The sequence below is a fragment of the Paenibacillus sp. yr247 genome (assembly GCF_900103825.1).
Taxonomy (GTDB): domain Bacteria; phylum Bacillota; class Bacilli; order Paenibacillales; family NBRC-103111; genus Paenibacillus_E.
The window spans coordinates 257,829-280,459 of the sequence record NZ_FNIF01000002.1; the positions used below are offsets into that span (position 1 = coordinate 257,829).

Annotated in this window: 22 protein-coding genes and 2 pseudogenes; 9 read left to right on the forward strand and 15 right to left on the reverse strand. The window is 44.4% G+C overall.

Going from position 1 to position 22,631, the window contains the following annotated elements; genetic code table 11:
- Positions 1 to 115: 115 nt before the first annotated feature.
- Positions 116 to 442, reverse strand: coding sequence for an SPW repeat domain-containing protein (locus BLT91_RS05860; protein ID WP_090818004.1), 327 nt, complete (start codon positions 440 to 442; stop codon positions 116 to 118).
- A 119-nt stretch (positions 443 to 561) separates the two neighbouring features.
- Positions 562 to 1,686 carry a stalk domain-containing protein gene (locus BLT91_RS05865; RefSeq protein ID WP_175532109.1) on the reverse strand — a complete coding sequence of 375 codons (1,125 nt, stop codon included), beginning with the start codon at positions 1,684 to 1,686 and terminating at the stop codon, positions 562 to 564.
- Positions 1,687 to 1,802: 116 nt separating this feature from the next.
- Here BLT91_RS05865 and BLT91_RS31315 point away from each other — a divergent pair, with 116 nt between their 5' ends.
- Together BLT91_RS31315 and BLT91_RS05870 are read left to right on the forward strand one after the other, a co-directional pair.
- Entirely contained in the window at positions 1,803 to 1,970 is a 168-nt protein-coding gene (locus BLT91_RS31315) for a hypothetical protein (protein ID WP_175532110.1), read from the forward strand.
- 82 nt (positions 1,971 to 2,052) lie between these two features.
- Entirely contained in the window at positions 2,053 to 2,958 is a 906-nt protein-coding gene (locus BLT91_RS05870; RefSeq protein WP_090818010.1) for an oxygen-dependent tRNA uridine(34) hydroxylase TrhO, read from the forward strand.
- A gap of 85 nt (positions 2,959 to 3,043) precedes the next feature.
- On the opposite strand, the gene BLT91_RS05875 is transcribed toward BLT91_RS05870, so the two are convergent.
- Positions 3,044 to 3,574, reverse strand: a complete 531-nt coding sequence (locus tag BLT91_RS05875; RefSeq protein WP_090818013.1) for a hemerythrin domain-containing protein — start codon at positions 3,572 to 3,574, stop codon at positions 3,044 to 3,046.
- A gap of 218 nt (positions 3,575 to 3,792) precedes the next feature.
- The gene (locus BLT91_RS05880) at positions 3,793 to 4,896 is read right to left on the reverse strand and encodes a Gfo/Idh/MocA family protein (protein WP_090818016.1); all 1,104 of its coding nucleotides are present in this window, start codon (positions 4,894 to 4,896) and stop codon (positions 3,793 to 3,795) included.
- Positions 4,897 to 5,367: 471 nt separating this feature from the next.
- Here BLT91_RS05880 and BLT91_RS05885 point away from each other — a divergent pair, with 471 nt between their 5' ends.
- Complete coding sequence (locus tag BLT91_RS05885; protein WP_090818020.1) at positions 5,368 to 5,604, forward strand: AbrB/MazE/SpoVT family DNA-binding domain-containing protein; 237 nt, start codon at positions 5,368 to 5,370, stop codon at positions 5,602 to 5,604.
- 84 nt (positions 5,605 to 5,688) lie between these two features.
- On the opposite strand, the gene BLT91_RS05890 is transcribed toward BLT91_RS05885, so the two are convergent.
- Both BLT91_RS05890 and BLT91_RS05895 read right to left on the reverse strand, forming a co-directional pair.
- A complete protein-coding gene (locus BLT91_RS05890; protein WP_090818022.1) occupies positions 5,689 to 5,955 on the reverse strand; it encodes a hypothetical protein in 267 nt (88 codons plus the stop codon).
- A 120-nt stretch (positions 5,956 to 6,075) separates the two neighbouring features.
- Positions 6,076 to 6,246: pseudogene (locus tag BLT91_RS05895) on the reverse strand (peroxiredoxin); the annotation flags it as partial.
- A 401-nt stretch (positions 6,247 to 6,647) separates the two neighbouring features.
- On the opposite strand from BLT91_RS05895, the pseudogene BLT91_RS33455 reads away from it, so the two are divergent.
- Positions 6,648 to 6,746: pseudogene (locus BLT91_RS33455) on the forward strand (spore coat protein); the annotation flags it as partial.
- A 351-nt stretch (positions 6,747 to 7,097) separates the two neighbouring features.
- Here BLT91_RS33455 and BLT91_RS05905 read toward each other — a convergent pair.
- The 3 genes from BLT91_RS05905 to BLT91_RS05915 form a co-directional block, all read right to left on the reverse strand.
- A complete protein-coding gene (locus BLT91_RS05905; protein WP_090818028.1) occupies positions 7,098 to 7,418 on the reverse strand; it encodes a hypothetical protein in 321 nt (106 codons plus the stop codon).
- Positions 7,390 to 7,611, reverse strand: a complete 222-nt coding sequence (locus BLT91_RS05910) for a hypothetical protein (protein WP_090818032.1) — start codon at positions 7,609 to 7,611, stop codon at positions 7,390 to 7,392. The genes BLT91_RS05905 and BLT91_RS05910 overlap by 29 nt, the downstream gene beginning before the upstream one ends.
- A 154-nt stretch (positions 7,612 to 7,765) precedes the next feature.
- The gene (locus BLT91_RS05915) at positions 7,766 to 9,661 is read right to left on the reverse strand and encodes a PrkA family serine protein kinase (RefSeq protein ID WP_090818035.1); all 1,896 of its coding nucleotides are present in this window, start codon (positions 9,659 to 9,661) and stop codon (positions 7,766 to 7,768) included.
- Between the two features lie 631 nt (positions 9,662 to 10,292).
- Here BLT91_RS05915 and BLT91_RS05920 point away from each other — a divergent pair.
- Both BLT91_RS05920 and BLT91_RS33460 read left to right on the forward strand, forming a co-directional pair.
- The gene (locus BLT91_RS05920) at positions 10,293 to 10,790 is read left to right on the forward strand and encodes a C40 family peptidase (RefSeq protein WP_090818038.1); all 498 of its coding nucleotides are present in this window, start codon (positions 10,293 to 10,295) and stop codon (positions 10,788 to 10,790) included.
- Between the two features lie 87 nt (positions 10,791 to 10,877).
- Entirely contained in the window at positions 10,878 to 11,006 is a 129-nt protein-coding gene (locus BLT91_RS33460) for a hypothetical protein (protein ID WP_302847460.1), read from the forward strand.
- Positions 11,007 to 11,130: 124 nt separating this feature from the next.
- Here the strand turns inward: BLT91_RS33460 and BLT91_RS05925 are convergent, their stop codons facing one another.
- Positions 11,131 to 12,435, reverse strand: a complete 1,305-nt coding sequence (locus tag BLT91_RS05925; protein ID WP_254776807.1) for a sn-glycerol-1-phosphate dehydrogenase — start codon at positions 12,433 to 12,435, stop codon at positions 11,131 to 11,133.
- Between the two features lie 265 nt (positions 12,436 to 12,700).
- Here BLT91_RS05925 and BLT91_RS05930 point away from each other — a divergent pair, with 265 nt between their 5' ends.
- Positions 12,701 to 13,459: a DUF2161 domain-containing phosphodiesterase gene (locus tag BLT91_RS05930; RefSeq protein ID WP_090818044.1), complete on the forward strand. Its 759-nt coding sequence runs from the start codon at positions 12,701 to 12,703 to the stop codon at positions 13,457 to 13,459.
- Here the strand turns inward: BLT91_RS05930 and BLT91_RS05935 are convergent.
- From BLT91_RS05935 to BLT91_RS05955, 5 genes are all read right to left on the reverse strand, one after another.
- Positions 13,446 to 14,423 carry an NAD(P)/FAD-dependent oxidoreductase gene (locus BLT91_RS05935; RefSeq protein ID WP_254776808.1) on the reverse strand — a complete coding sequence of 326 codons (978 nt, stop codon included), beginning with the start codon at positions 14,421 to 14,423 and terminating at the stop codon, positions 13,446 to 13,448. The two genes, BLT91_RS05930 and BLT91_RS05935, sit on opposite strands and share 14 nt — an antisense overlap.
- A 43-nt stretch (positions 14,424 to 14,466) precedes the next feature.
- Entirely contained in the window at positions 14,467 to 15,696 is a 1,230-nt protein-coding gene (locus BLT91_RS05940) for an MFS transporter (protein WP_090818051.1), read from the reverse strand.
- A 104-nt stretch (positions 15,697 to 15,800) separates the two neighbouring features.
- The gene (locus BLT91_RS05945) at positions 15,801 to 17,120 is read right to left on the reverse strand and encodes an ABC transporter substrate-binding protein (RefSeq protein ID WP_090818054.1); all 1,320 of its coding nucleotides are present in this window, start codon (positions 17,118 to 17,120) and stop codon (positions 15,801 to 15,803) included.
- Between the two features lie 166 nt (positions 17,121 to 17,286).
- Positions 17,287 to 18,123 (reverse strand): carbohydrate ABC transporter permease, encoded by an 837-nt coding sequence (locus BLT91_RS05950; protein WP_090818057.1) that lies wholly within the window; start codon positions 18,121 to 18,123, stop codon positions 17,287 to 17,289.
- A complete protein-coding gene (locus BLT91_RS05955; protein ID WP_090818060.1) occupies positions 18,123 to 19,007 on the reverse strand; it encodes a carbohydrate ABC transporter permease in 885 nt (294 codons plus the stop codon). Before BLT91_RS05955 ends, BLT91_RS05950 begins: the two co-directional genes overlap by 1 nt.
- Before the next feature lie 173 nt (positions 19,008 to 19,180).
- Between BLT91_RS05955 and BLT91_RS05960 the strand changes: the two genes are divergently transcribed.
- Complete coding sequence (locus tag BLT91_RS05960; protein ID WP_090818063.1) at positions 19,181 to 20,992, forward strand: cache domain-containing sensor histidine kinase; 1,812 nt, start codon at positions 19,181 to 19,183, stop codon at positions 20,990 to 20,992.
- Positions 20,989 to 22,617 carry a response regulator gene (locus BLT91_RS05965; RefSeq protein WP_090818066.1) on the forward strand — a complete coding sequence of 543 codons (1,629 nt, stop codon included), beginning with the start codon at positions 20,989 to 20,991 and terminating at the stop codon, positions 22,615 to 22,617. The genes BLT91_RS05960 and BLT91_RS05965 overlap by 4 nt, the downstream gene beginning before the upstream one ends.
- Positions 22,618 to 22,631 lie beyond the last annotated feature (14 nt).

Below are 22,631 nucleotides of genomic sequence, written 5' to 3' on the forward strand. Positions count from 1 at the left end.
ATCTTCAAAGAGTGCTCAACATGATCAAGCACAGGGTTCGCCTGTGCCAGCTCCTGAAATCTCTATATTCAGTATAAACCAACCTCTTGCCAATCACACATTTCCAAATACAATATCATTGCTGATCGGCATACAGATTGGCGTAATTAACCAGTATTGTCATCAAGCCAAGTACAACAAAAGAAAAAAACGCCATCAAATCCAGGTGGTACACATTGGGAACGACGATAAAGATAGCCCCTATGATAAAACAAAGCCAATTTTGCCAAACCTTCTTACCTGTTTTCCCTAGGGCTAGCATAGAACCTACGAATTGCAAGCTTCCCAATAGTGCGCAGGCGAAAAGTGCATTCGTTTGAGCTTCAAAGCCGAAAATCCAGGGGCTTACCAGAAACCAAAGACCCATGCAAGCAGACAATAAATTTTTCATATACATGGACATCTTCCACCTCCTATTTACGAGATGTAATAGTATACGCAACCGCTTTCAATAATGTGTAATGGAAAAGCCTCTAGTTCACCTAAATAAATAGGGAACTAGAGGCTTAGCAGTTCTACTTCTTATTCTTTTTGTTCAATTTGGATTGCACCTGCATCGCCAGTTTTCACATCTGCATGCAAGATGTCCGTCACGAATTTCAAAGGTACATACAGCGTATCGTTCTGAATGACGGGAGCTGCCCCAAGCGTGACCGGGGCCATTTTCGCAAAGAAATAGTGATCATTACCCACAGTAACGCTCGTCCATTGCGCCCCCTTCTTCACTTCAGCAGAGTATGTCTCTTGATTCCATTTCACTTCATAGCCAAGTCCTTCTGCTACTTTGCGGAAAGGCACCAGATTTACGCCCTGTGTATTCGTTACGCTATCGCTCGATATTAAATCCAACTTCATATTTTTTAACGGAGTTGATACTAATGGTTTTGCTGCAATCGTCAAATTCTCAGGCAAGCTAAAACGGAACTCCGGAGTGCCTGTAGATCCTGGCGCGATGGCATATTTCGGGAAGAGTACGACTGCTTCGCCATTTTCCACATAGAAACCTTGCTCTTCACTGATGCCTTTAAATTCATCCTTGAAATAGTTCTCAGGTTTTTCATTGATTTTGGCCTGAATCCCGGCGTTTACGGTTTCCTTGAATTTATTACCGAGCAGATCCTGCAGGGTAACACGCTGTCCTTCAACGCGATTTAACACATTGTAAGTATCTACGCGCGGCATACCTGTTCCGCCTGTAGCTGCATACGTCGTGATTTGAAGAGATACAACACCTGCTGGATTACTCGTACCGTCCGATTTCAAGACATAATTAATCGTCAGGTCGTAAGGGCGGTACGTGAAACCATTCGCTTTCGCATCAGCAGCGGCATCAGCAGCCTCTTTCTCCCAATTCGCCAAATCTTTATTCGCATGGGATAAAATGATGTCATTCATTTGCGCCTGATATATCGGATCCAGCATACCCGAAAGCTGAGGCACTTTAATATTGGTTTTTAAATACGTCGTTTGGGATGTGAGAACCTCATCTTTGATTTGAACGGAAGCACTAATTGGAACAGCTGTAACTTGTCCAGATGTCTCCGCTGATGCTATCCCTGTCAAAGGTAAAACAGCACCACTCACACCTACCAGCAATGCACATCCGACTACGCCAAGCTTCAACATGTTAAAAGGATTTTTTCTCATTTCATATTCACTCCTCATTGGTTATCGTGAGTAATCTTTGGTTGGTTACCCTTTACGATAACTAGACGCGCCAACATTCCAAAAAGACTGAATACATGCAACTGTAAATCGCACAAGTGAATGCCAATCGTGTATTCGCCGCGGCAACAGCTCTTGAAGATATGTTAAAACAGACTCCGCAGCCAAATGAAACGATTACAACCATGATCCAGAATCAACTTCAATCCGTTTCAGTTACTTTGGAGGAGGTTTTCCATAGCATCCAAAAAATGCTGCTTGATTGAAAATTGTGCTGATTTATGTCACTATATGCTTATGCTCATCTCTGTTAGGGGCATGTAATTTTATACGTATAGGTGGTTAATCATGACAGTAGAAGGCGCTCCATATCGCATTTTGTTGTATTATAAATTCGTTTCCGTTATAGATCACGAAGCTTTAGCCCGCGAACATTTGGCTTATTGCAAAAAGCTTGGCATCAAAGGACGTATCCTTATCGCTCCTGAAGGCATTAACGGAACCCTTTCAGGAACGGTTGAGCAAACCGAAGCTTACATGGCTATGATGCGTCAAATCCCTCTATTCCGAGATATGATTTACAAGATAGATGAAAGCGAAGGTCATGCCTTCAAAAAGTTATTTGTCCGTCCTAAAAAGGAGCTCGTCACCTTCCGACTCGAAGAAGATGTGAATCCGAACGAATTAACCGGTACACATCTGAAGCCAAAGGAGTTTTACGAGAAGCTTCAACAGGAAGATGTCATTGTCCTTGATGGCCGCAACCATTATGAGTTCGATATCGGACATTTCCGCGGTGCTATTCGGCCAGAGGTGGAAACAACGAAGGAATTCCCGGAATGGATTCGCAACAATCTCCAAGAATTTAAGGACAAGCCTATTCTCACCTATTGTACTGGAGGTATCCGCTGCGAGAAGCTGTCCGGTTTCCTTTTACAGGAAGGCTTCAAGGAGGTATATCAGCTTGATGGCGGTATTGTGAGTTACGGGAAAGACGAAGATGTTCAAGGTCGCCTATTCGATGGCAAATGCTACGTCTTCGACGAGCGGATCTCGGTACCGATCAACCGCACAGAAGAAGATATCGTCGTTGGGAAATGCTACCACTGCGGAACGGCAGAAGATCGCTATATCAACTGTGCGAACGATGACTGCCACTTGAAGCATATTTGCTGCGAAGCTTGTGAAGAGAAGCATAATAGCTTCTGCTCCAAGGAATGCGAAGAGAAAACACTAAGCCGTCTTGAGGCTTAATGTCAGCAAGCCGCGCTGACCAACAAAAAGAGGGTCCTCTCAAGTCAAAAGACTTTAGAGAACCCTCTTTTTATGTAATAAAGACTTAGGATAACTGTTCCACGATGCGATCGGTGAGCGGGTATACTAGCTCCTCCTCCAATGTGAAGTGTTTGAGCAGTAGTAAGCATGCCGTCATTAATTCCGAAGCCATCAAATGTAAAAACTCCATATCTATTGGTACTTTCATCGCATTCACACCATCTACGTAAGCCTGCACAACTCTTTTGGCCAAGTCATGATCCTGCTCAAGAACAGTCATGGAACGTGAAACAGAGAGGGCCGTTGTAGGATGTAAATAAGATTGCAGTTGAGGAAACAATTCTTTTTCTTCCCATTCCGAATGCTGTTCCAGCTCTTCAACAAGGGAAAGAATAAGATCCTGGAGTTCAATCAGCTTACACATTCCTATTGAGCAATCCTCAAGGGAGTACAAGGAAGCAGCCATCGTTCGGATCTCAGAAAGCTGCTCGCGCATCTGCAAATGCTCCTCCTTCAAACGCTGGGCGAGCATTGGAAAATAGCTGGGATTCAATGCGTACTCCCTATTCGTTCGAATGCTCAAACGGTCATTCATTAGACATCCTCCTTCGAGTTTTCGTTAGAAACTTACTTTATTGCTTAAGTCAGCTGGCCCGTTCCGCATTATCATTGTATGCAGGATGGGTTAGTCAACATGCGAAGGAATTGTCTAAGAAATGGACGTTAACGAATCCGGCTTTCTGTTAAATGAGCTGATTCACGACGAGCTGTAGCAATGATTGCGCAATCGCCCCAACATACATCCGCCCCGCTTCAAACTCTCCTCTTTTTTTCCTCGGTCAACGCCCAACATTGGGGCATCGCTGTGATGGTTTCACCTGTTTGAATGGCCTTCTCGATCATCATCCCAAGATACTGGTCCTGCGATGCTTCTTCAAGACTATAAAAGCTAGGTCCGCCAAACGTGTAGTCAGCCATTTTCTGCAGGCAGCTGGCAATGGCAATTTCATCATCGTACAATCTAGCCGGAGCAAACGGATTCTCATAGACCCAACGTTCTCCGCAAATAATCCCCTTCAGAAAATACCCTTCCGCATTCTCCAATTCTCCTTTATTCATTCGCTTGAGCTCCAATTGAAGCTCAGCACACGAATCTTGTTGAATAAGGACTCGATTATCGAAGATCTCCCCGCGCTCTCCTCTAACGGATAAGTGATTCGAGCGAACCCATGAACGATGCTGGTCCTTTGTAAAATCGTAAATACCTAGACGATCACCGAAATCTAACCATGCCAAATCTCTTTGTAAAGGTATCCTTTTATCTGCCGTTGGCGGACCGCTTCGTGTAGGACCTTGAACCCAATAAGACTCGAAGCGCATCGCCCTTATTTTGACTTCTTCAAAGGTGACCCCAAGCATTTTCCGAATTAAGCTTACACCGTGGTATAAATGAGAGATAGAAACGGTCGTTTCCGTAATTTTCCCTAATTGTCCTGATTGAATAAGTGCCAGACGCGCTTCTTGAGCAGGATGAAAGTGATATTGCTCGGCAACCTGAACACGTGCGCCGTTAAGGGTTAATTGATCATGAAGAAGCTCAAGTCCACGCAGGTCGGGTGCAGGTGGTGTTTCCAACAATGCGGGGATTCCTAGTTCGTTTAACTTTAACAAATAGTCTAGGCTTTCTGATGCGCTGACAGAGACTACGATAAAGTCAGGATTTTCGATTGCCAGAAGCTGTTCGAGCGTGCGGTAGGTAGCTGTGCCCCACTTAGCTTCCATGTCTCTGCCTTTGGACTCGTTCCTTACAACCATACCGCTAATTTGAAAACGCTCAGGTAATGCCTGAGCGATTCGCAGATAATATTGTGCCCGAAAACCGGCCCCGCCGATTAAGCTGAATTTCACTGGCTTCAACGTAAATTCCTCCCCGTTTTCCTCATTTACATGACGCACGAATTTTCATATGCTGCAGGAAAGCACTTAACTACTGGTGGCGTCGCCAGGAACTGAACATCCGCGCTAAATTGTATCTACCTTCCTAACAGGCCTGACAGTGACCTCAAGTGACACCCGGTTCGATAGCGACTCGGTCCTGAGCGAACTTTTGTCAGAGAATTCCCCACAGATCCATTTATACGGTATCTCTCTCTATTCTATCATTTAATTAGTTCTGCCGGATTCATGCCAGTAATTTTTTTGAATAGAGTGCTGAAATAAGGTGCATTTAAATTTGCCCGAAAATGATTCTCACGAATATGTAAGTGACATCATATATGGTTTTCTCAAAAACAATGAAGTAAATAAAAGGAATTCTAGTGTAAATGTGGAATAGAAGTATTTACCATACTTGATCGAATGACCCATATTACTGAGGAGGCTGTAAGAATGAAATCGACGGGGATAGTAAGAAAAGTAGACGAGCTAGGCCGGATTGTTTTGCCAATTGAGCTGCGACGAACACTTCATATCGATATTGGTGACGCGATTGAGGTTTATGTTGATCCGGAGCGCATTACACTCAAGAAGTATATGCCCGCCTGTGTGTTTTGCGGTAATTTCGAGAACATGACCTATTTCAAAGGGAAGATGGTCTGCAGCTCTTGCGTAGATGAAATTGTTTAAATCAAACCAAAAAGCCTTTGCACCGCGAAGCTGAATGTTGGCAGCTGCGGCGGTACAGAGGCTTTTTATATTTCACTTCACTTCTTATAACCAAGAAAGTCCAATGGATACGAGAATGCCTGCCACTGCTATCCAAAATAAGTAAGAGCGCAGCACACGTCCCAAGCTCTTATCCTGCCGTTCGATGACGGCTTTCTTTCTGGAGCTGCTCTCATTCGTTTTCTCTTCTAACTCATCTGTTACTTGTGAGCGCCAATTTACGAATTGAAATCCAATTCCGCTAACAACAACGGAAACCATAAGTAAAATCAAAGAACCCATAAATATTTTGTCCGATAAAGACTGCATCATGTATCTAACCCCTCTGTCTACACCAGTACTAGTTCTTCTATTATACTTCAAAACAGGCTTGGAATACATACAAAAGCCCCAATCGAAGATGAGCTTCGATTGGCACTTTCTTACATAGGCTTATAGGGTTTTATCGCCTGGCTTCCAATTCGCTGGACAAAGTCCGCCTGCCTGAAGCGCTTGAAGTACACGCAGCGTCTCGTCTACGGAGAGTCCCACATTCATGTCCGTGATCACTTGGTAACGCAATATGCCTTCTGGATCAATGATGAACAATCCACGGTGGGCGGCGAACCGAATAACGCCTGGCTTGCCGTGGTTGAACTGCCATCCCAGTTGGTGGCAATACGCCGTATTATGTTCTGTTTCAGCCATCGAGTTACCTTATTAGGTGAGGTTGAATAAGTAAAATCACTTAAGCTGTGACTGTGTGCAATACGAATAGCATTGCCTAGAAACCTGGCTGTTAACAAGGTCAAGCCACTAGCATCGTATGAATGGCTATGTAAGGCTTGAACGCTTTTCCAAGGTATCAATGAGTGTAATGAGTTCGAAATGCAGAAGGCTAGTGATTAATATCCATTTTTGGAATATAAATAGCAAAATACCGAAAAACTTTCTGGCCAAGAAAGTTTCCCGGTTGTTTAATCATATAGAGCCGCGACTATGTCGTGTATATCCCAGGATAATCAGGAGGATATGGTGGATAGTAAGGGCTTGGTGGATATGGATAAGTCTGATAAGGAGGATATGGAGGATATGGTGGATATGGTGGATATGGAGGGTATGGGTAAGGGTATGGATATGGATACGGATAGTAGGGCTGAGCCGCACTCCATAAATAAGGGGCTACAAGCCAAGGCAGCAGATTGACTTCACCATTTCCAAAGTGCGGAAACCCACCATGGCCGTGGCCGCCATGACCACCAAACCCGTGTCCACCGTGACCGTGACCGGAACCTCCGCCATGTAACCCACCTACAGGTGGACGAACTTCTTGCTCTTCTGGTTTCGTCATTTTCCGGAATCACTCACATTCTTGTATAGTTTATTTGCCTAATACACTGTATGTGTGCGATTGCCTATTTGGTGAATGACTCGCCAGAAATTGGGCTTATACACCTTTGTTCTTTTTAATCTTCTTATTTGTTCCGACCTTTCATAACATCGCAAAGACCGACAAAAAAAACGACAATCGTCGTGATGACAATAAACCGAAGATCCCAGGCATTCGGGAAATCGTTCATTTGAGTACCCGAGGCACGGAGAACAAGAACAAATATAAGCAGCAATAAATCAAAAAACATACAATAGGCCATGCGAGCTGAAAGCTTATAAAGGGGGAGCTTGTCTATCATTTTGCCGAATCCTAGGACGTCTGACCATCTTCCGGATTCATTGGATTTTTTCTGGGGGGAATTGTCCTCTTTCGGATCATTGATCAGCTTTTGCTCGTCCTTCATCTCTCTTTCCTAATCCTTGCATTGACTCGTGGACATCCAACCACATCAGAACGGCTCCGCCGAAGCTAATTCCCGCTACGAATATCCCCCCAAAAGTTGATAATAGCTTCACCTCCCAACTCAAAATTAGAGCCAGAAAACTCACCAAAAATAATAGAAGTGCGCCTGTTTTTTTCATTGAGTTCCCTAACATTATCTTTTACACCTCCTTTATACGAAGATCATATAGTATATGAGAGATTAATAGATTCGGTGTTAGACGAACGGAGGGATGCCTACCCAATAAGAAAAAGGACCTGAGGGATCAACACCGCCTCAAGTCCTATTCATTTACATGACTATTCAGTTTACCTATTCAGTAAGCTCCCCACATAACGCAGCAATTCATTCGCGCAAACCGGGCAATACCCGTGTTCATCAATCAACTGCTTCGTTACATCATTAATTTTCTTCAGCTGTTTCTCATCCGGCGTTTTCGATGAAGTAGTAATCTTTACAATATCTTTCAAATCAGCAAAGAGCTTCTTCTCAATCGCTTCACGCAGCCGCTCGTGACTGCTGTAATCAAATTTTCGACCCTTGCGGGAATAGGACGAAATGCGGATAAGTATTTCTTCACGGAATGCTTTTTTCGCATTTTCAGAAATACCGATTTGTTCTTCAATTGAACGCATCAGGCGCTCATCTGGATCCATCTCCTCACCGGTTAACGGATCCTTAATTTTCCCCCAATTACAGTAAGCCTCAATATTATCGAGATAGTTATCGAAAATGGTTTTGGCTGACTCTTCGAAGGAATAAACGAACGCTTTCTGCACTTCTTTCTTAGCAATATCATCGTATTCTTTACGCGCTACGGAGATGAAATTAAGGAACCGTTCACGCTCATCTTTCGTAATCGACGGATGCTGATCCAAGCCATCTTTCAAGGCACGCAGGACATCTAGTGCATTAATGCACTGAAGATCTTGGCGAATTAATGCACTCGAAATTCGGTTAATGACATAACGCGGATCGATGCCGCTCATACCTTCCTCTTGGAATTCATTTTGCATTTCCTTGAGATCTGCCTCTTTATAACCTTCTACTACCTCACCATCGTACATACGCATTTTTTTGACCAAATCCATCCCTTGCTTCTTCGTTTCCTTCAAGCGGGTAAGGATGGAGAAAATCGCAGCAACCCGTAGCGAGTGCGGAGCCGTGTGGATGTGCGACATATCGCTCTGTCCGATAAGTTTGTAATAAATTTTTTCTTCGTCCGACACCCGAAGGTTATACGGAATTGGCATAACAATCATCCGAGATTGCAAAGCCTCATTTTTCTTATTCGAAATAAAGGACTTATACTCTGTTTCGTTCGTATGGGCAATGATCAGTTCATCGGCGCTGATGAGAGCAAAACGGCCTGCCTTAAAGTTCCCCTCCTGAGTAAGAGAAAGTAAGTTCCAGAGGAACTTCTCATCGCATTTCAGCATTTCCTGGAACTCCATGATCCCCCTATTTGCCTTATTCAGCTCCCCGTCGAACCGATAAGCACGCGGATCGGATTCTGATCCAAACTCGGTGATGGTCGAAAAATCTATACTTCCCGTCAAATCGGCAATATCCTGTGATTTCGGATCTGACGGACTGAAAGTACCGATACCCACACGCGACTCTTCCGAAATAAACACACGCTCCACTAATACATCCTCAATACAGCCGTTGTACTCCGTTTTCAGTCGCATTTGGCAGGATGGACATAAGCTTCCTTCAATTTTGACGCCAAGCTCTCGCTCGATCTCGGGACGAAGCTCCATCGGAATAAGATGAAGCGGTTCCTCGTGCATCGGGCACCCTTTAACCGCGTAGACAGCCCCTAATTCTGTTTTCGAAAATTGCTCCAGCCCACGTTTAAGCATAGTCACAATTGTGGATTTACCACCGCTTACAGGACCCATCAGCAGCAAAATCCGCTTACGAACATCCAATCGACGGGCAGCGGAATGGAAATATTCTTCCACTAGCTTCTCAATGGCTCGATCCAGGCCAAAAATTTCTTGGTTGAAAAATTTGTAGGACTTGTGCCCGACTTGGTCATTAATTCCTTGCGAAGCAATCATATCATAGACTCTTGAATGCGCTGTTCTCGCGAGCCCAGGATTTTTGCGAAGCAATTCTATGTACTCCGCGAACGTACCGGTCCAGCTTAATGACTCCTTCTCCGTACGATGCTCCGAAATTCTTTTGAATATGTCCATGGGTACCTCCTTTCACTGCTGCCTTTCAAAGATAGGTCAGCTCGTGATGGTGAATTGTGTACTACAATCCTATGCACCCATGCAACATAACTTGCCCGAAATTTTAAAGAGAATTGGATTCGTTGCTTTCCTGACTAAGCCTTTATTTAGATAATGGAAGGAATCTTACCGTACGGCGGGGAGGACCTGCTGTAGGTCACTTGAAGAAGAACATCATGTATTTTTCCAAGAGAATTCCTTCATAGATACTTGGCAAAAAACAGGCTTTCTTCGGTCTGATTTACTTAATCCACTTTTGGTTTAGCGGTTTTTCTCAGACGGCTCAGAGCAATTATTGTTCAATTCTTGTCTTAAAAGGAACACAGGTGCTTTATTTGCTCCATTTGATGGGTTACGCCTCTGGTTTGAGTCAATTAAACAAAAGGTAAGGTTCAATTTATATAGATCAACAACAGAATCAGTACTCTGTCAAGAAAAATTTATAAAGTAAATTCTCATCGTTTTCTAATAAAATCGATTTTCCCCTTACCAGCTAATGATCTCCCCATCCTATAGCAAATAATAGGAGACTCGCCCTCTGTTATACTAGGGTCAGTTAAGAAAAAGCCGTACAACTACAAGGAGGGCAACTATGAAATTACATCATGTATGGGGCAAGCGTTTGGCAATCATGGCTATTGGAGCAACCATCGCCATCTCAGGAGGAGTAATCAGTAATCCTCAACCTACACAAGCCGCTACGGTGTCCGCATCGACGAAAGCAGATCACATTATCTCTTTAGGTAAAAAATATATGGGAACACCTTATAAATTCGGTTCTAAGGTAGGACAGACTCGAACATTCGACTGCTCGACATTAACTAAATATATTTACGGTAAGTACGGTATTAACCTGCCGCGGACAGCTGCTCAGCAATCCAAGGTCGGCAGCCATGTGTCGAAGAACAATTGGAAGAAAGGCGATCTCCTGTTCTTCTCCGTTCCCGGCAGACCGGGAGTTGGACACGTTGGTGTCTACCTCGGAAACAACAAAATGCTGAACACTTACGGTGCAGGCGGTGTGAAAATTACAACGATCAACTCGTATTGGAATTCTCATTACATCACAGCGCGTCGCGTGATTAAATAAGCCGTTGCTATTTTAAAGAACTATTGGTCTCTTAATGATCAATAGTTCTTTTTTTTATTTCCTAGATACGGGCGGAGGATTCAACTAATGATGAAAGATGTGCTTGCACATAGGATTGTCCTGGAGGTTCCCTTTTATACAGATGAATGGGTGACCACACTGAAAAACGGGAAATTGACAAGTTACGACCTTGCCATGATAGAAGTGCAAAAATAAAACCGATCATAATCTGACGGTTTTTTGAAACAACTATCTCGATTGAGCTTGCAGCTTGGCTAGGCGCCCAAAAAAGAAAAAGCCGGCAGGAGAATGAACCTCCTGCCGCCTTAGAGTGGGAAGCTTACAGCAGACGCAGTAAGCGCAAAATCGTGAATCGGTTGCGCACGAACAGCGCATCCTGCAGTGACGCCTCCACGAGCTCAGGCTCCACGCCGAGCTGCTCGGGCGTCACAGGTCCCTGCACAGCCTCGAGCCACGCCATGAGCTGCTCGGGTGCAGGGACTGCACGGGCGATGTCTTGCACATCGCCCCACTTCTCGATGATGCGCGCCTTCAGCGCTTGCGCATCAACGGCAGTGCTATTCGCCGGGTAATTCTCGGCGATGACCTGTTCGGCCAGGTCCCCATAAGCTTGCCGGATGCGCTCCGCATCCGTAAGCTCGCTGGGGGCCTGGCTTTGCGCTAGGCGCGCAGCGGCCTCGCCGGCCGTGAGGCCCTGCAGCGCTTCATAGCGCTGGGCCATGAGCACGGCCGCGACGCCAACCTTCGCGCCGTGCAGCAGCGCCCGGCGGCGCTGCTGCAGAAGCACCATCTCCCAATAGTGGGAGAGATGGTGCTCAGCCCCGGAGGCCGGCCGGGAGTGGCCGACCAAGAGCATGGAAAGGCCGGAAAGGATCAGGCCTTCCATGAGCTTGCGCAAACCGAGATCGGTGCGCTGCGCGATCTCGTCTAAGTTGGCCGTGCATAGCTCCACGGCCTCCAGCGTTAAGCGAGCGCTCAGCTCACAGTAGTGCTCAGCAAGAAGCAAACGGCCGAGCGACCAGTCGGCCAGCGACGTGTACTTGCCGAGCATATCGCCGAAGCCGGCCGCGATCATCGCCTGCGGCGCCTTAGCCAACACCGCGAGGTCGGCGAAGATAGCCTCCGGCGCGCAGGCGGGGATCGTCTGCTTGAAGGAGCGAACGATCAGTGGCGCGCCCACAGATGCGAAGCCGTCAACGGACGGCGCCGTCGGTACAGAAAGAAACGTTCGCTTCGTGCGATGGCTGGCGAAGCGGACGATGTCGTGGACGGTACCCGCTCCCACGGCCACTAGAACTTCCGATGAAAGCGGAGTATCGAGCAGTACCTGCACGATCGCCTCTTCATCGGCAGCAACTTCCCCCAGCGCGTTCTCACGAAGCACACTGATGCTCACCTTCACTTGCGCGGCTTCCAGCAGCTCGCGCAGCTTCTCCCCAGCTGCTTGATACGTCCTCACATCTGCGATCAGCGTCACTTCTCCAAAGCCGGCTTCTTTCACATAGCCGGCCACCTGCTTCATCGCATCCCGTTCAATAATAATGCGCCGAATCGGCAATTCGTGCCGCTGTCCGCACGCACAATCAATACTTCGTCTCAACCAGGCTTCCAAAATTTCGCTCATTCCACTCATCCTCTCCTCTACGGCCAAGTGGCTACTTTCACTTATTCCGTTTTTCAGCTTTTACACCTGTTTACACCTGCTCCTCTTTCTCCGCTTCTTCCGATTTTTATCTTCTCTTCCGCTCCCTCATCTTTTTTCATTTTTTCCCCTTTAACATTCCAAGATGTACGTACAACTGATTCTTCCCCTATTCTAGCAAACCCTATGCTATAATGATATACATTCTGACTGCCGCAATAGCCAGTGAGAGGAGAAAAACGACCACATGCCTATTCAAACAGAAACGGAGCTTTACGCTCCGATTAAACAATATTTCGAGCAGCGCGGCTATACCGTTCGTGGTGAGGTTAAGCATTGCGACTTGGTCGCTATTCGCGGTGATGAACCGCCCATCGTCGTAGAATTAAAAAAAAGCTTCAACATCCCGCTCCTTGTGCAAGGCATCGAACGTCTGCGTCTGACCCAAAAGGTTTATGTCGCTTTCGAGCTTCCTAATAAGGGCCGAGCCCCTCATCGCTTACAATGGGAGGATATACGACGTCTCTGCCGTATGCTTGGTTTGGGCGTCCTAACCGTTCAATTTTACAAACGCAAACAGCCCGCAGTTGATCTCATCTGCGAGCCTATTCCCTATACAATACGCCCGAACAAGCGGGCTGCTTTACAGGTCGTAAATGAATTTCATGAGCGCAGCGGCGACTATAATGTTGGAGGCAGCTCCAAACAGAAGCTCATGACAGCCTACCGTGAGAAATCGCTTCACTGCGCCTACTTACTGCGTGAGCATGGACCTCTAAGTCCTCGGCAACTGCGCGACTACACTAGCAATAAAGCTGTCAGCTCGCTGCTACAAAAAAACTATTACCGCTGGTTCGTACGTCAAAGCCGCGGCATCTATCATATCTCTACACTTGGCGAACAGGCCTTAAGCGAATATGCACACGTTGTAACTTCTTTCCCAACATCTGAGGCATCCGATTTGACCATTGTCGTTCATACTTCAAGCTCTTTTATGAGCGAATGACAACCCTATGAATTTTCGTTTCTTCCTTCAACATCAACAGCACTTTGTTTATCCAAATTGCGGCTTGTGCTCCTTCACCCATTGCTATCGTCACTTGCTCGGCATGAACACCGACATCTCCGGCTGCCCAGACGAATGGCACACTCGTCATTTTACTGCGGGGATCCGTGAGGATGTGGCGATTCTCCATTCGCTCCGCACCTAGCTGACGTGCCAAATCTGACTTCACTTCATTACCTCCGAATGCTATAAATCCACGCTCCGCATCGATACGTTTCCCATTTGCCAAAACAACCCCGCGAAAAAGACCGTTCGCTTCCGCAATCACCTCTTGAATATCTTCCGCAATATAGGTGATTCCTTTTCCCTTCAATTCCGATAGCAGCTCGCTTTTCACTGCTCGCTGCTGATGATTCACATAGGTCAGCTTGTCCGTTCGCATCCTGAGCGTCAACGCCATTCCCGCTCCGACATCACCGGAACCCATCACAATCGTCTGCTTATCTCTAATTTCATAGCCATCACAATCTGGACATACATATACCGTCAGGCCTAGACAGTCTTTCAGCTTTGGCAAATCGGGAATACGGTCCAGCAAACCTGTCGCAAGAAGAAGAGTTCGTGCTTCATATCCTTTACCCGACTTCCCCCACATTTCAAATCCATCCCCTGGCTTACCTTTATTTACGGCCTGTACGACTTCATCTTTGACAAAAATAACGCCAACCCCCTCAGCTTGAAGCCTCCCTAATCTGCGAAGCTCCTCGCCTGAAACACCATCCGGCCATCCCAATAGGTTATGATAACTTTTGCACAGCGTAGAGCGACCATAGCCGGCGTCAATGACCAGAACGCGATGCTCATATCTCCCTAGCTGAATAGCCGCTTGAAGTCCAGCAATACCTCCGCCAACAATCATAGTGTCGTACTTTTCCATAACCGAACGTCCCTCTTCTCCTATCATCTACTTCCTAGGATATCCCGGTCATGGCGCTTTCATGCTTTTCTTAATGATTCTTAATCGACCAAACTAAGGCTATTTGTGTCATTGAAGCTATCATCAGAATCCAAGGAATCAACCCGCCATCCAGGTTGCTGCCGAATGAAATTAAACAAATAATAGAAATAACACGGCCGACATTCAAGAAAAATTCCCGAACGACAACACTTTCGACCTTCAATTCCCCTCTAAGCGGCAGCTTTGCAATAAGACCATAGTAATAGCCGGTCATTGTATTCCCTTGCAGCGGAGAGAAAATCGAGTATAAAATCATGAATCCTACGACCGACCATACACTAATACTTCCTAATAAAAAGGACACCCCAATTAGATATCCTAGAGTAGACAGTAACAAATAGAGACGAGATTTGCCTGCTTCGGCGTATTTGGATATAAAAATGCCCGTTACAATGCTTAGACTTGAATATAATACCCCCAGGTAACCCACAATATCTTCCCGAGGCATCACCTTGAACAGGAGAATATTGGGTAAAAAGAGCATCGTGCCCTGGAGCAAACCCATTCCAAAGAATCCAAGCAGTGCCTTCAGCCAGTCACGTTCTTTCTTCAAAATAAGACCGGTCAGCTTCAAGTAATAGACTCTATGATGCCCACTTGAAGCTTTTATTTTCAAAGAAATCAGCGCCGCTAGTAAGAACATACAAAACGCAATGGAAAAGACAATGGTGTACCCGCTAAGCCCTTCCTTTAAACGGATGATGAACCCGGCAAGCGCTGGTCCTGCTAAGGTAGCTGCTGTGAAGAAAATCATATTAAATGCGAGATATCGAATCCGATTCTCCTCGTTTGATACATCATACATCAGAGTTAAATAGCCGACCCAATAAAAAGCAGCGGCAAGTCCATTAAATATTGCAAACAAGACATAATATTCAACAAGTCTCTCTTGAGCAATAATGACACTTAAATAGAAGAGACCAATGAGCATAATACCTAGACGGTAGGATACCATTCGGTCTTTCTTTTTGATCATCCAACCTCCTAGCGCAAAGCCAATCGGTGTTAGAATGAAAACGATCATGCTGTATATACCATTTACTACCACACTGTGCGTCAAACGCCATAAGTATAAGTTTAAAAATACACCCGACATGGAAGCGCCGAATTGAAAAGTAGAATGAATAATGAGCGAAATTACAGCCTCACGAGACAATTGCTTCTCATGCGGAAGTGAATTTCCTCTGCTCTGCAGCCAAGACCTGATTCTTAAATTCATTGTAGACCCCCAGTCCCTTTTATTGTAACAGTCTATTCCCCTTCTGTTAATTAGCAAAAAGCCTCAGCATTGGCGCTGAGGCTTTATTACCGTTGATTTTAGTGTTACTTCTTAAGGCTATCCCATGTTTTCTGGAATTCCTCAAGCATTTGATCCTTCGTATACTTCTTCGCGACATAACCTTGCATAATATCGCCGAATTTTTTACTGGATGCTTCACCGCCCGGGAATTTAAACCAGTTCCAGCTAAGTGTTTTACCAGCTTTGCTGTAAGCAATAATGTCAGCTGCTAAAGGTCCAAGAACTTTTTCGTCAGCAGGAATCGTTTTAAATGCAGGGATGAACTTGAACTCTTCCGTGATGTATTTCTTACCGATATCGGAGCTAACCATCCAGTTCAGGAATTTCTTAGCTTCGTCTTTCACAGCGGAGTTTTTGTTGATAACCCAGTTGTTTGGAACACCAACGAACAATTTATCGTTCGCTGCAGCGTCATCGTTGATCGGCATTGGCAAGAAGCCAATTTTGATATTCGGGTTTGTTTTTGTGATTTGGACTTGTGTCCAGTTACCTTGTTGTGTCATTGCTGCTTTACCTGTTGCGAAATCCGTTACTTGCGTATTGTAATCTGTTTGAAGCGGATTTTTGTTACCATATTTCAATTGTAGATCAAATAGTTTTACCCATTGGTTAAATACTTCGTTACCCGGAATTTTTGCTGTACCTTTATTCAAACCGTCAATGAAAGCATTTGGATCCTTCTGGTAAGCAAACGGAAGGTTTACAAAGTGGTTCCCCAATACCCACCATTCGCCATAGCCGGTTTCAAAAGGTGTAATTCCTTTTGCTTGAAGCTTATTAGCAGCATCTTCGAGCTGTGTGAGTGTTTTTGGCAATTCTGTAATGCCAGCTTGTGCGAACAGGTCTTTATTATATTGGAAACCATAACCTTCGAGGTTAAGCGGTTGTCCATAAAGTTTACCGTTTTTCGTCATTGGCTCTTTCGCCACATCTACAAGATCCTTAACCCATGGTTGATCCGAAAGATCTTCCAGGTTTTCGATCCATTTGTCGAGATCTGAGAAACCACCGTTGTTGAAAATATCTGGTTTATCGCCGGAGTTAAACTTGGCAAGTAATGCAGCACCGTAGTCAGCACCACCGCCAACTGTGTCCACTTGAATTTTAACGTTAGGATTTAACTTTTGGTATTCTTGAATCATTTTCCCTAATTGATCAGCAATTTCTACCTTGAATTGGAACATTTTAATTGTAACTGGTTTACCGCCTGCAGCTGGTGTAGCTGTTGCTGCTGCCCCTGGTGATGCGGATGGCGCTGGCGTTGTATCTTTCTTCGCGCAGCCAGCTGCAACCATAGATAGGGTTAGTACAGCTGCCATACTGATCATCGTGAATTTTTTCATTAAGGTAAAGCCTCCCTTTTTTTGTTTACTCAGTTTTCTCTGATAACAAACGATTTGTTAGCTCATCATCAGCCTTACTTGGTTTATTGTAAACACTTTCTTAGACCCTTAACACAGAGAATATTGAACATAAAGGTGGAAGATTTTGAACATATTTGCAAAATTGTTACCCTTTTACCGAACCCGCCGTAATGCCTTCAACAATATGTTTCTGCATCGCAAGGAAGAAAATAACGATTGGCAAGACGCCAAGTGTTAGACCAGCAAGGGCCAAATCCCATTGCTTCGTATATTGACCAAAGAAAGAGAAGGTTGCTAAAGGTATTGTTCTCAGACCTGGACTATTTAACACGAGTGAAGGAAGCAAATAATCATTCCATATCCATAAACTGTTTAAGATAATGACTGTCGTTGACATCGGCTTTAATAGCGGGAAAACAATTCGCCAAAACACCCCATACGGCGAGCAACCATCAACAGTAGCTGACTCTTCAATTTCAAGCGGAATGGATTTAATAAAACCGTGAAACAAGAATACGTTCAGTGAAACACCGAATCCAAAATAACAAATAATCAATCCTAGCTTGCTGTCCATTAGTCCAACTTGACTCGCTACACGCACAAGCGGAATCATGATGGATTGAAATGGAATAACCATTGCAGCAACGAAAGCTAGAAATACAAGGTTGTTGAATTTACTTGCTTTGCGAACCATACGATAAGCCGCCATGGAACTAATTAACACAAGCCCCACATTACTGAGCACTGTAATAATTAAAGAGTTCAGAAATGCACTCGGGAACTTCATAATTGTCCATACCTTCGTATAGTTGTCTAGATATAAGCTTTGCGGAAGCTTCGCTGTACTAGCGGCTAGTTCCGGAAAAGTCTTGAGTGAGTTGACAATAACGAAGTAGAAAGGAACTAAAAATAAGAGTCCAATCAAGATGCCCAGCACCTCGAGTGTAAATAGTCGTCCTGAGTATTTTTTGACCGATTCCATTAAACTTCAACCTCCTTGCGTTTCGTATACATGACTTGGATGGTCGAAATAATAGCCACAACAACGAAGAATACTAACGCTTTCGCAGTTCCTAAACCATAGTTGTTATTCCGGAACGCTTCTTGATAAATATTGATGGAAACGGATTCCGTTGAGTTGAACGGTCCACCTTTAGTCAAAGCAAAGTTCAAGTCAAACATCTTGAAGTTCCATGAAATGGTCAGGAACAAACATACGGTAACTGCCGGCATAATAAGTGGAATGATAATGTTCTTTAGCACTTGTAAACGCGTAGCACCGTCGATATAAGCCGCTTCAACCATATCTTTGGGCACATTCGAAAGCGCCGCAATATAAATGATCATTAAGTAGCCGGAGCCTTGCCATATACTAACGATGGCGATTGCCCAGAAGGCTGTTGGTGCATCACCCAACCACGGCAGTTGGAAAAAACTAAGATTCGTCAATTGGCCTAACGTACCGAACCCTTTGACGAAAATAAACTGCCAAATGAACCCGAGCAAAAGTCCGCCAATTACGTTCGGCATGAAAAAAATAGTACGCAGTACATTCCTGGTTTTCAGAGCCTGTGTGAGCAAGAGAGCCAGAAGAAATCCGACAAGATTCGTGAGAATCACATCTGTCACGGTTATTCTTGTTGTAAACCAGAATGCATTGCGATAGTCCGTGTCATGAAAAAGAAGGTGTTTGAAATTGTCCAAGCCGTTAAACTTGACGGTTGTTGTCACACCATTCCACTCCGTAAATGAATAATAAATGCTCATGAGAAATGGAGTAACAACAATAAGCGCGAAAAAGATCAACGCTGGTCCGATAAACACCCATTGTTGTATTAGTCCTGCTAACCCTTTATTAGTTTTCATGGGAATTTCCCCCTTACGATAATATAACTATACGCTATAGTATAAATCCCTTTTTCTTCGTGATACACAGATGATAGTGATGCATTAGGTGGAATTTGTTGACCTCTACTGCTACAATATAGGGTGAAAAGTCCAAAAAGAAACTGAGTTGATGCACCTTGTTCCGCCACAGTATGCGCAATAAATTAATCCTTTTTCTACTCATTGCGACCTTAGTTCCGTTCATTACATCGATCGTAGTTTCTTATATATTCACCAAGGAAAAAGTCACGGAAGACACAATTACGAATAATTCGGCCCTTATATCTCAAGCAAAAATGAATTTATTGAACTATTTAAATGGTGTTGTCCAAGCCTCAACTACGATTTATACAGGGCAGCATTTATCTGAGCTTGGTCAACTTTACGATATACTGCAAACTGAGCGAGAAATCGACTACATGAGTGATAAGGTTATCAAAAGCGGGCTGCAGGTCATGTCTCATTCGGTTAAAGAGATCAAACAAATTTATCTTTACGCCTCCGTTAGCGACCGTTCTTATCTAGCGAGCAACGACTTTCAAGGAAGCACGATCGGTAAATATGAATCTCTTCAGCAGTTCCCCGAGAACAAAACCGTTTATTTTGAAACGACCCATGAAAGCCATAATTACAATATTGCCCTTAATGTGTATTCTGCTCCAACCCCTGTTCTATCTATGCATCGTAAAATTATATACTCGCCGAGTAACATCTCGATTGGCGAGCTGGTTATTGATCTTCAACTAAATCTTGTCTCTGAAATATCCCAAAGCTTATTCACCCATGACCAAGAAGAACTATATATCCTGGATGATAAGGGGTTCATCGTGTTCGGTCCCGATGTTTCTAAATGGGGACAACCTCTGGAAGAAAGCTGGGGGAATGAGGCGATCTATAGCGATCTCCAAAAAGGTTCCTATGAATGGAACAGCGGCGCTTATGCGGGGATAAATATTTATGAAAAAATGAAAACTGATGATGTCAGTTGGACGATCGTCAAACGACTTCCCTATGAACAATTAACTAAAAATGCCAGACAGTTAACTTTAATTAACTCCCTAGTACTTACTCTTTTTATGTTAATTGTGATAATAGGCACTGTTTATATCAGCATTCGCTTCACAGCGCCCATTAAACAATTGATTCGTTACATCACGCGCATTCAGGCTGGACAAGTTCATATTGGCCAAATGGATACTGATATTGAACTGACCCGAACCGATGAAATGGGGATTCTTGCAAACCGATTCCATGGCCTTATGCAGGATTTGAATCAAATGGTGATGCGCGAATATCGATTAGAGCTTGCGAACAAATCCAATCAGCTTATGGCGTTACAAGCTCAGATCAATCCGCATTTTCTGAATAACTCGCTTCAATCCATCGGTACGCTAGCTTTGCAGCATGATGCACCGAAGGTCTATGCCTTGATTTCTTCCCTTGCCAAAATGATGCACTACAGCATGAATACAAACGAATCCGTCGTTCCTTTACGTAAAGAACTCGATCATATTAAAGCCTATCTTGAGCTGCAAAAACAGCGCTTCGAGCACCAATTCGAAATCATCTACGACATCGAAGAAAGCACGAAAGCTATCTTTGTTCCCAAGATGATCCTGCAGCCGCTAGTCGAAAATTATTTCAAGCACGGTTTTAAACCAAGTACAGCAGCTACGGGCTTATTACGTATCGAAGCAATGAAGCAGGTAGATGGTGATTATGAATTCTTGAAGCTCACTGTCGAGGATAACGGAATTGGTATTACAGAGGAACGGCTGCGCGAAGTAAGAAGTAGGCTAAATGCCCCTTCGATTACTGATGAGGCTTACATTGGGCTTAGTAATGTGCTAACCAGAGTGCAGTTATATTTCACCGATGATGCTGCTCTTAACATTGAACATGCAAAGCCCCAAGGTCTAAGGATCGTGATCCATATACCTATGAAAAAGGGAGCTATAGAATGAAAGTATTACTTGTCGATGACGAGAAACATGTGCGCGATGCCATCCGTCTGCTTGTCAACTGGAAGCAGCACGGAATTGATACAATTTTAGAAGCGCAAGATGGCGAATCTGCTTCTCAGATGATCAATCAACATCATCCAGAGATTATCATGACGGATATGATGATGCCGATCATGAATGGCGTTAAACTGCTTGAATGGCTTCATATACATGCCCCTGACTCGAAAACGATTGTCATAAGTGGCCATGACGATTTCTCTCTGCTGCGCCATACCCTAAAGTATGGGGGTACGGATTATATTTTGAAGCCCGTTGATCCGGAACAATTAAATGATGCGTTAGATAAAGCGATTCTGACTTGGAATAAGGACGAAGAACTTCGTCAAACCAATCGTGAACTGAACATCGAAATGAATCAAATTAAGCCTATGTATTGGGATAAGCTGCTTTCCAACTTAATTGCTGAACCTTCCTCTTATGATCAGGCTGCTGAGCAGCTCGAGAAAGAGCTTCATTTATCCCGGAGTGTGAGCGATTGCCGTGTCGCTATATTATCCTTAGATACCATGGAACGAAGTGTGAAGAACAAGTTCAGCGATAATATGGATCTACTGCTGTTCTCGCTGATTAACATTTGTAATGAATTTCTCGTAAACGATGGGCGTGGTTATGCATTTCGCCATTGGAACAGCGATAACGAGATTGTCTTGCTATTATGGAAGGATCAACCTGGCGCTGAAGCATTTCTGACAAAAATTAATGAAGGTATGCGTACCGCGCTTCACACCCGCGTGGACTTCGGTATTGGGAGCTCTCACACCTTTCCTACCGATTTAGCCTTGTCCTATCAGGAAGCCAGTAATGCTTTGAGACAGCGTAATCTGAAAACTAAGGATACATGGATTCATAGTACTTTGAAACCTTCCAAGACACCACAGCCTACACTTACTTTTAGTCATTATGAGGAACGAATTCAGCTGGCCATTCGCAGCGGGAGTATCGACCAAATTCAAGAATCCGTTCAACAATGGATGGATACGGTCAAGCAAAGTGAAGTCATTACACTTGAGCAGCTCGACCATTGGTGGCGGGAGTACAGTGTGATGAAGCGTCGTTGGGTGCAGCAATTCTTCTCAGGCATCAGTGAAGATAAGGTTAAGCAAATGCTCTTAGATGAACCTTCGAGTTTAATCATTCCACTGGATGAGTATGGGATATTGTCCCTCTCTTTGTGGCAGCAGGAGCTCACTCGGAGTATTGCTCACTTATCTAAGCTGCTTCTTGAAAGTCAGCAAAAAGACAAAAGTGTTATTTTTGAAATCGCTGAATTCCTTGAAAAGCACTATCACCAAGATGTTACGCTGCAGGAAATAGCTAGTCGGTTTTATCTAAGCCGTGAGTACATCTCACGAAAATTCAAGCAAGAATTCGAGGTTAACCTTTCAGATTATTTAGGCCAGATCCGTATGAGCAAAGCGAAGGTCTTGCTTCGCAATCCATATCTTCGTATTTCACAAGTAGCTGAGATGGTCGGTTATCAGGATGAGAAATATTTCAGCAAAGTTTTCAAAAAACTGGAGGGAATTACCCCCAATGAGTATCGAAAAACGGCGAATTCTATCTAAAATTCTGTAAAAAA

Excerpts from the sequence above, each read along its gene's own strand:
- BLT91_RS05890 (WP_090818022.1), bottom strand. The coding sequence starts at position 5,955 with ATGATGCAGTCTTTATCGGACAAAATATTTATGGGTTCTTTGATTTTA.
- BLT91_RS05910 (WP_090818032.1), bottom strand. The coding sequence starts at position 7,611 with ATGTTAGGGAACTCAATGAAAAAAACAGGCGCACTTCTATTATTTTTG.
- BLT91_RS05945 (WP_090818054.1), bottom strand. The coding sequence starts at position 17,120 with ATGAAAAAATTCACGATGATCAGTATGGCAGCTGTACTAACCCTATCT.
- BLT91_RS05955 (WP_090818060.1), bottom strand. The coding sequence starts at position 19,007 with ATGAAAACTAATAAAGGGTTAGCAGGACTAATACAACAATGGGTGTTT.
- BLT91_RS05925 (WP_254776807.1), bottom strand. The coding sequence starts at position 12,435 with ATGAGCGAAATTTTGGAAGCCTGGTTGAGACGAAGTATTGATTGTGCG.
- BLT91_RS05885 (WP_090818020.1), top strand. The coding sequence starts at position 5,368 with ATGAAATCGACGGGGATAGTAAGAAAAGTAGACGAGCTAGGCCGGATT.
- BLT91_RS05940 (WP_090818051.1), bottom strand. The coding sequence starts at position 15,696 with ATGAATTTAAGAATCAGGTCTTGGCTGCAGAGCAGAGGAAATTCACTT.
- BLT91_RS05960 (WP_090818063.1), top strand. The coding sequence starts at position 19,181 with ATGCGCAATAAATTAATCCTTTTTCTACTCATTGCGACCTTAGTTCCG.
- BLT91_RS05930 (WP_090818044.1), top strand. The coding sequence starts at position 12,701 with ATGCCTATTCAAACAGAAACGGAGCTTTACGCTCCGATTAAACAATAT.
- BLT91_RS05865 (WP_175532109.1), bottom strand. The coding sequence starts at position 1,686 with ATGAGAAAAAATCCTTTTAACATGTTGAAGCTTGGCGTAGTCGGATGT.
- BLT91_RS05905 (WP_090818028.1), bottom strand. The coding sequence starts at position 7,418 with ATGAAGGACGAGCAAAAGCTGATCAATGATCCGAAAGAGGACAATTCC.
- BLT91_RS05875 (WP_090818013.1), bottom strand. The coding sequence starts at position 3,574 with ATGAATGACCGTTTGAGCATTCGAACGAATAGGGAGTACGCATTGAAT.
- BLT91_RS05870 (WP_090818010.1), top strand. The coding sequence starts at position 2,053 with ATGACAGTAGAAGGCGCTCCATATCGCATTTTGTTGTATTATAAATTC.
- BLT91_RS05915 (WP_090818035.1), bottom strand. The coding sequence starts at position 9,661 with ATGGACATATTCAAAAGAATTTCGGAGCATCGTACGGAGAAGGAGTCA.
- BLT91_RS05950 (WP_090818057.1), bottom strand. The coding sequence starts at position 18,123 with ATGGAATCGGTCAAAAAATACTCAGGACGACTATTTACACTCGAGGTG.
- BLT91_RS05965 (WP_090818066.1), top strand. The coding sequence starts at position 20,989 with ATGAAAGTATTACTTGTCGATGACGAGAAACATGTGCGCGATGCCATC.
- BLT91_RS05935 (WP_254776808.1), bottom strand. The coding sequence starts at position 14,423 with ATGATAGGAGAAGAGGGACGTTCGGTTATGGAAAAGTACGACACTATG.
- BLT91_RS05920 (WP_090818038.1), top strand. The coding sequence starts at position 10,293 with ATGAAATTACATCATGTATGGGGCAAGCGTTTGGCAATCATGGCTATT.
- BLT91_RS05860 (WP_090818004.1), bottom strand. The coding sequence starts at position 442 with ATGTCCATGTATATGAAAAATTTATTGTCTGCTTGCATGGGTCTTTGG.
- BLT91_RS33460 (WP_302847460.1), top strand. The coding sequence starts at position 10,878 with ATGATGAAAGATGTGCTTGCACATAGGATTGTCCTGGAGGTTCCCTTT.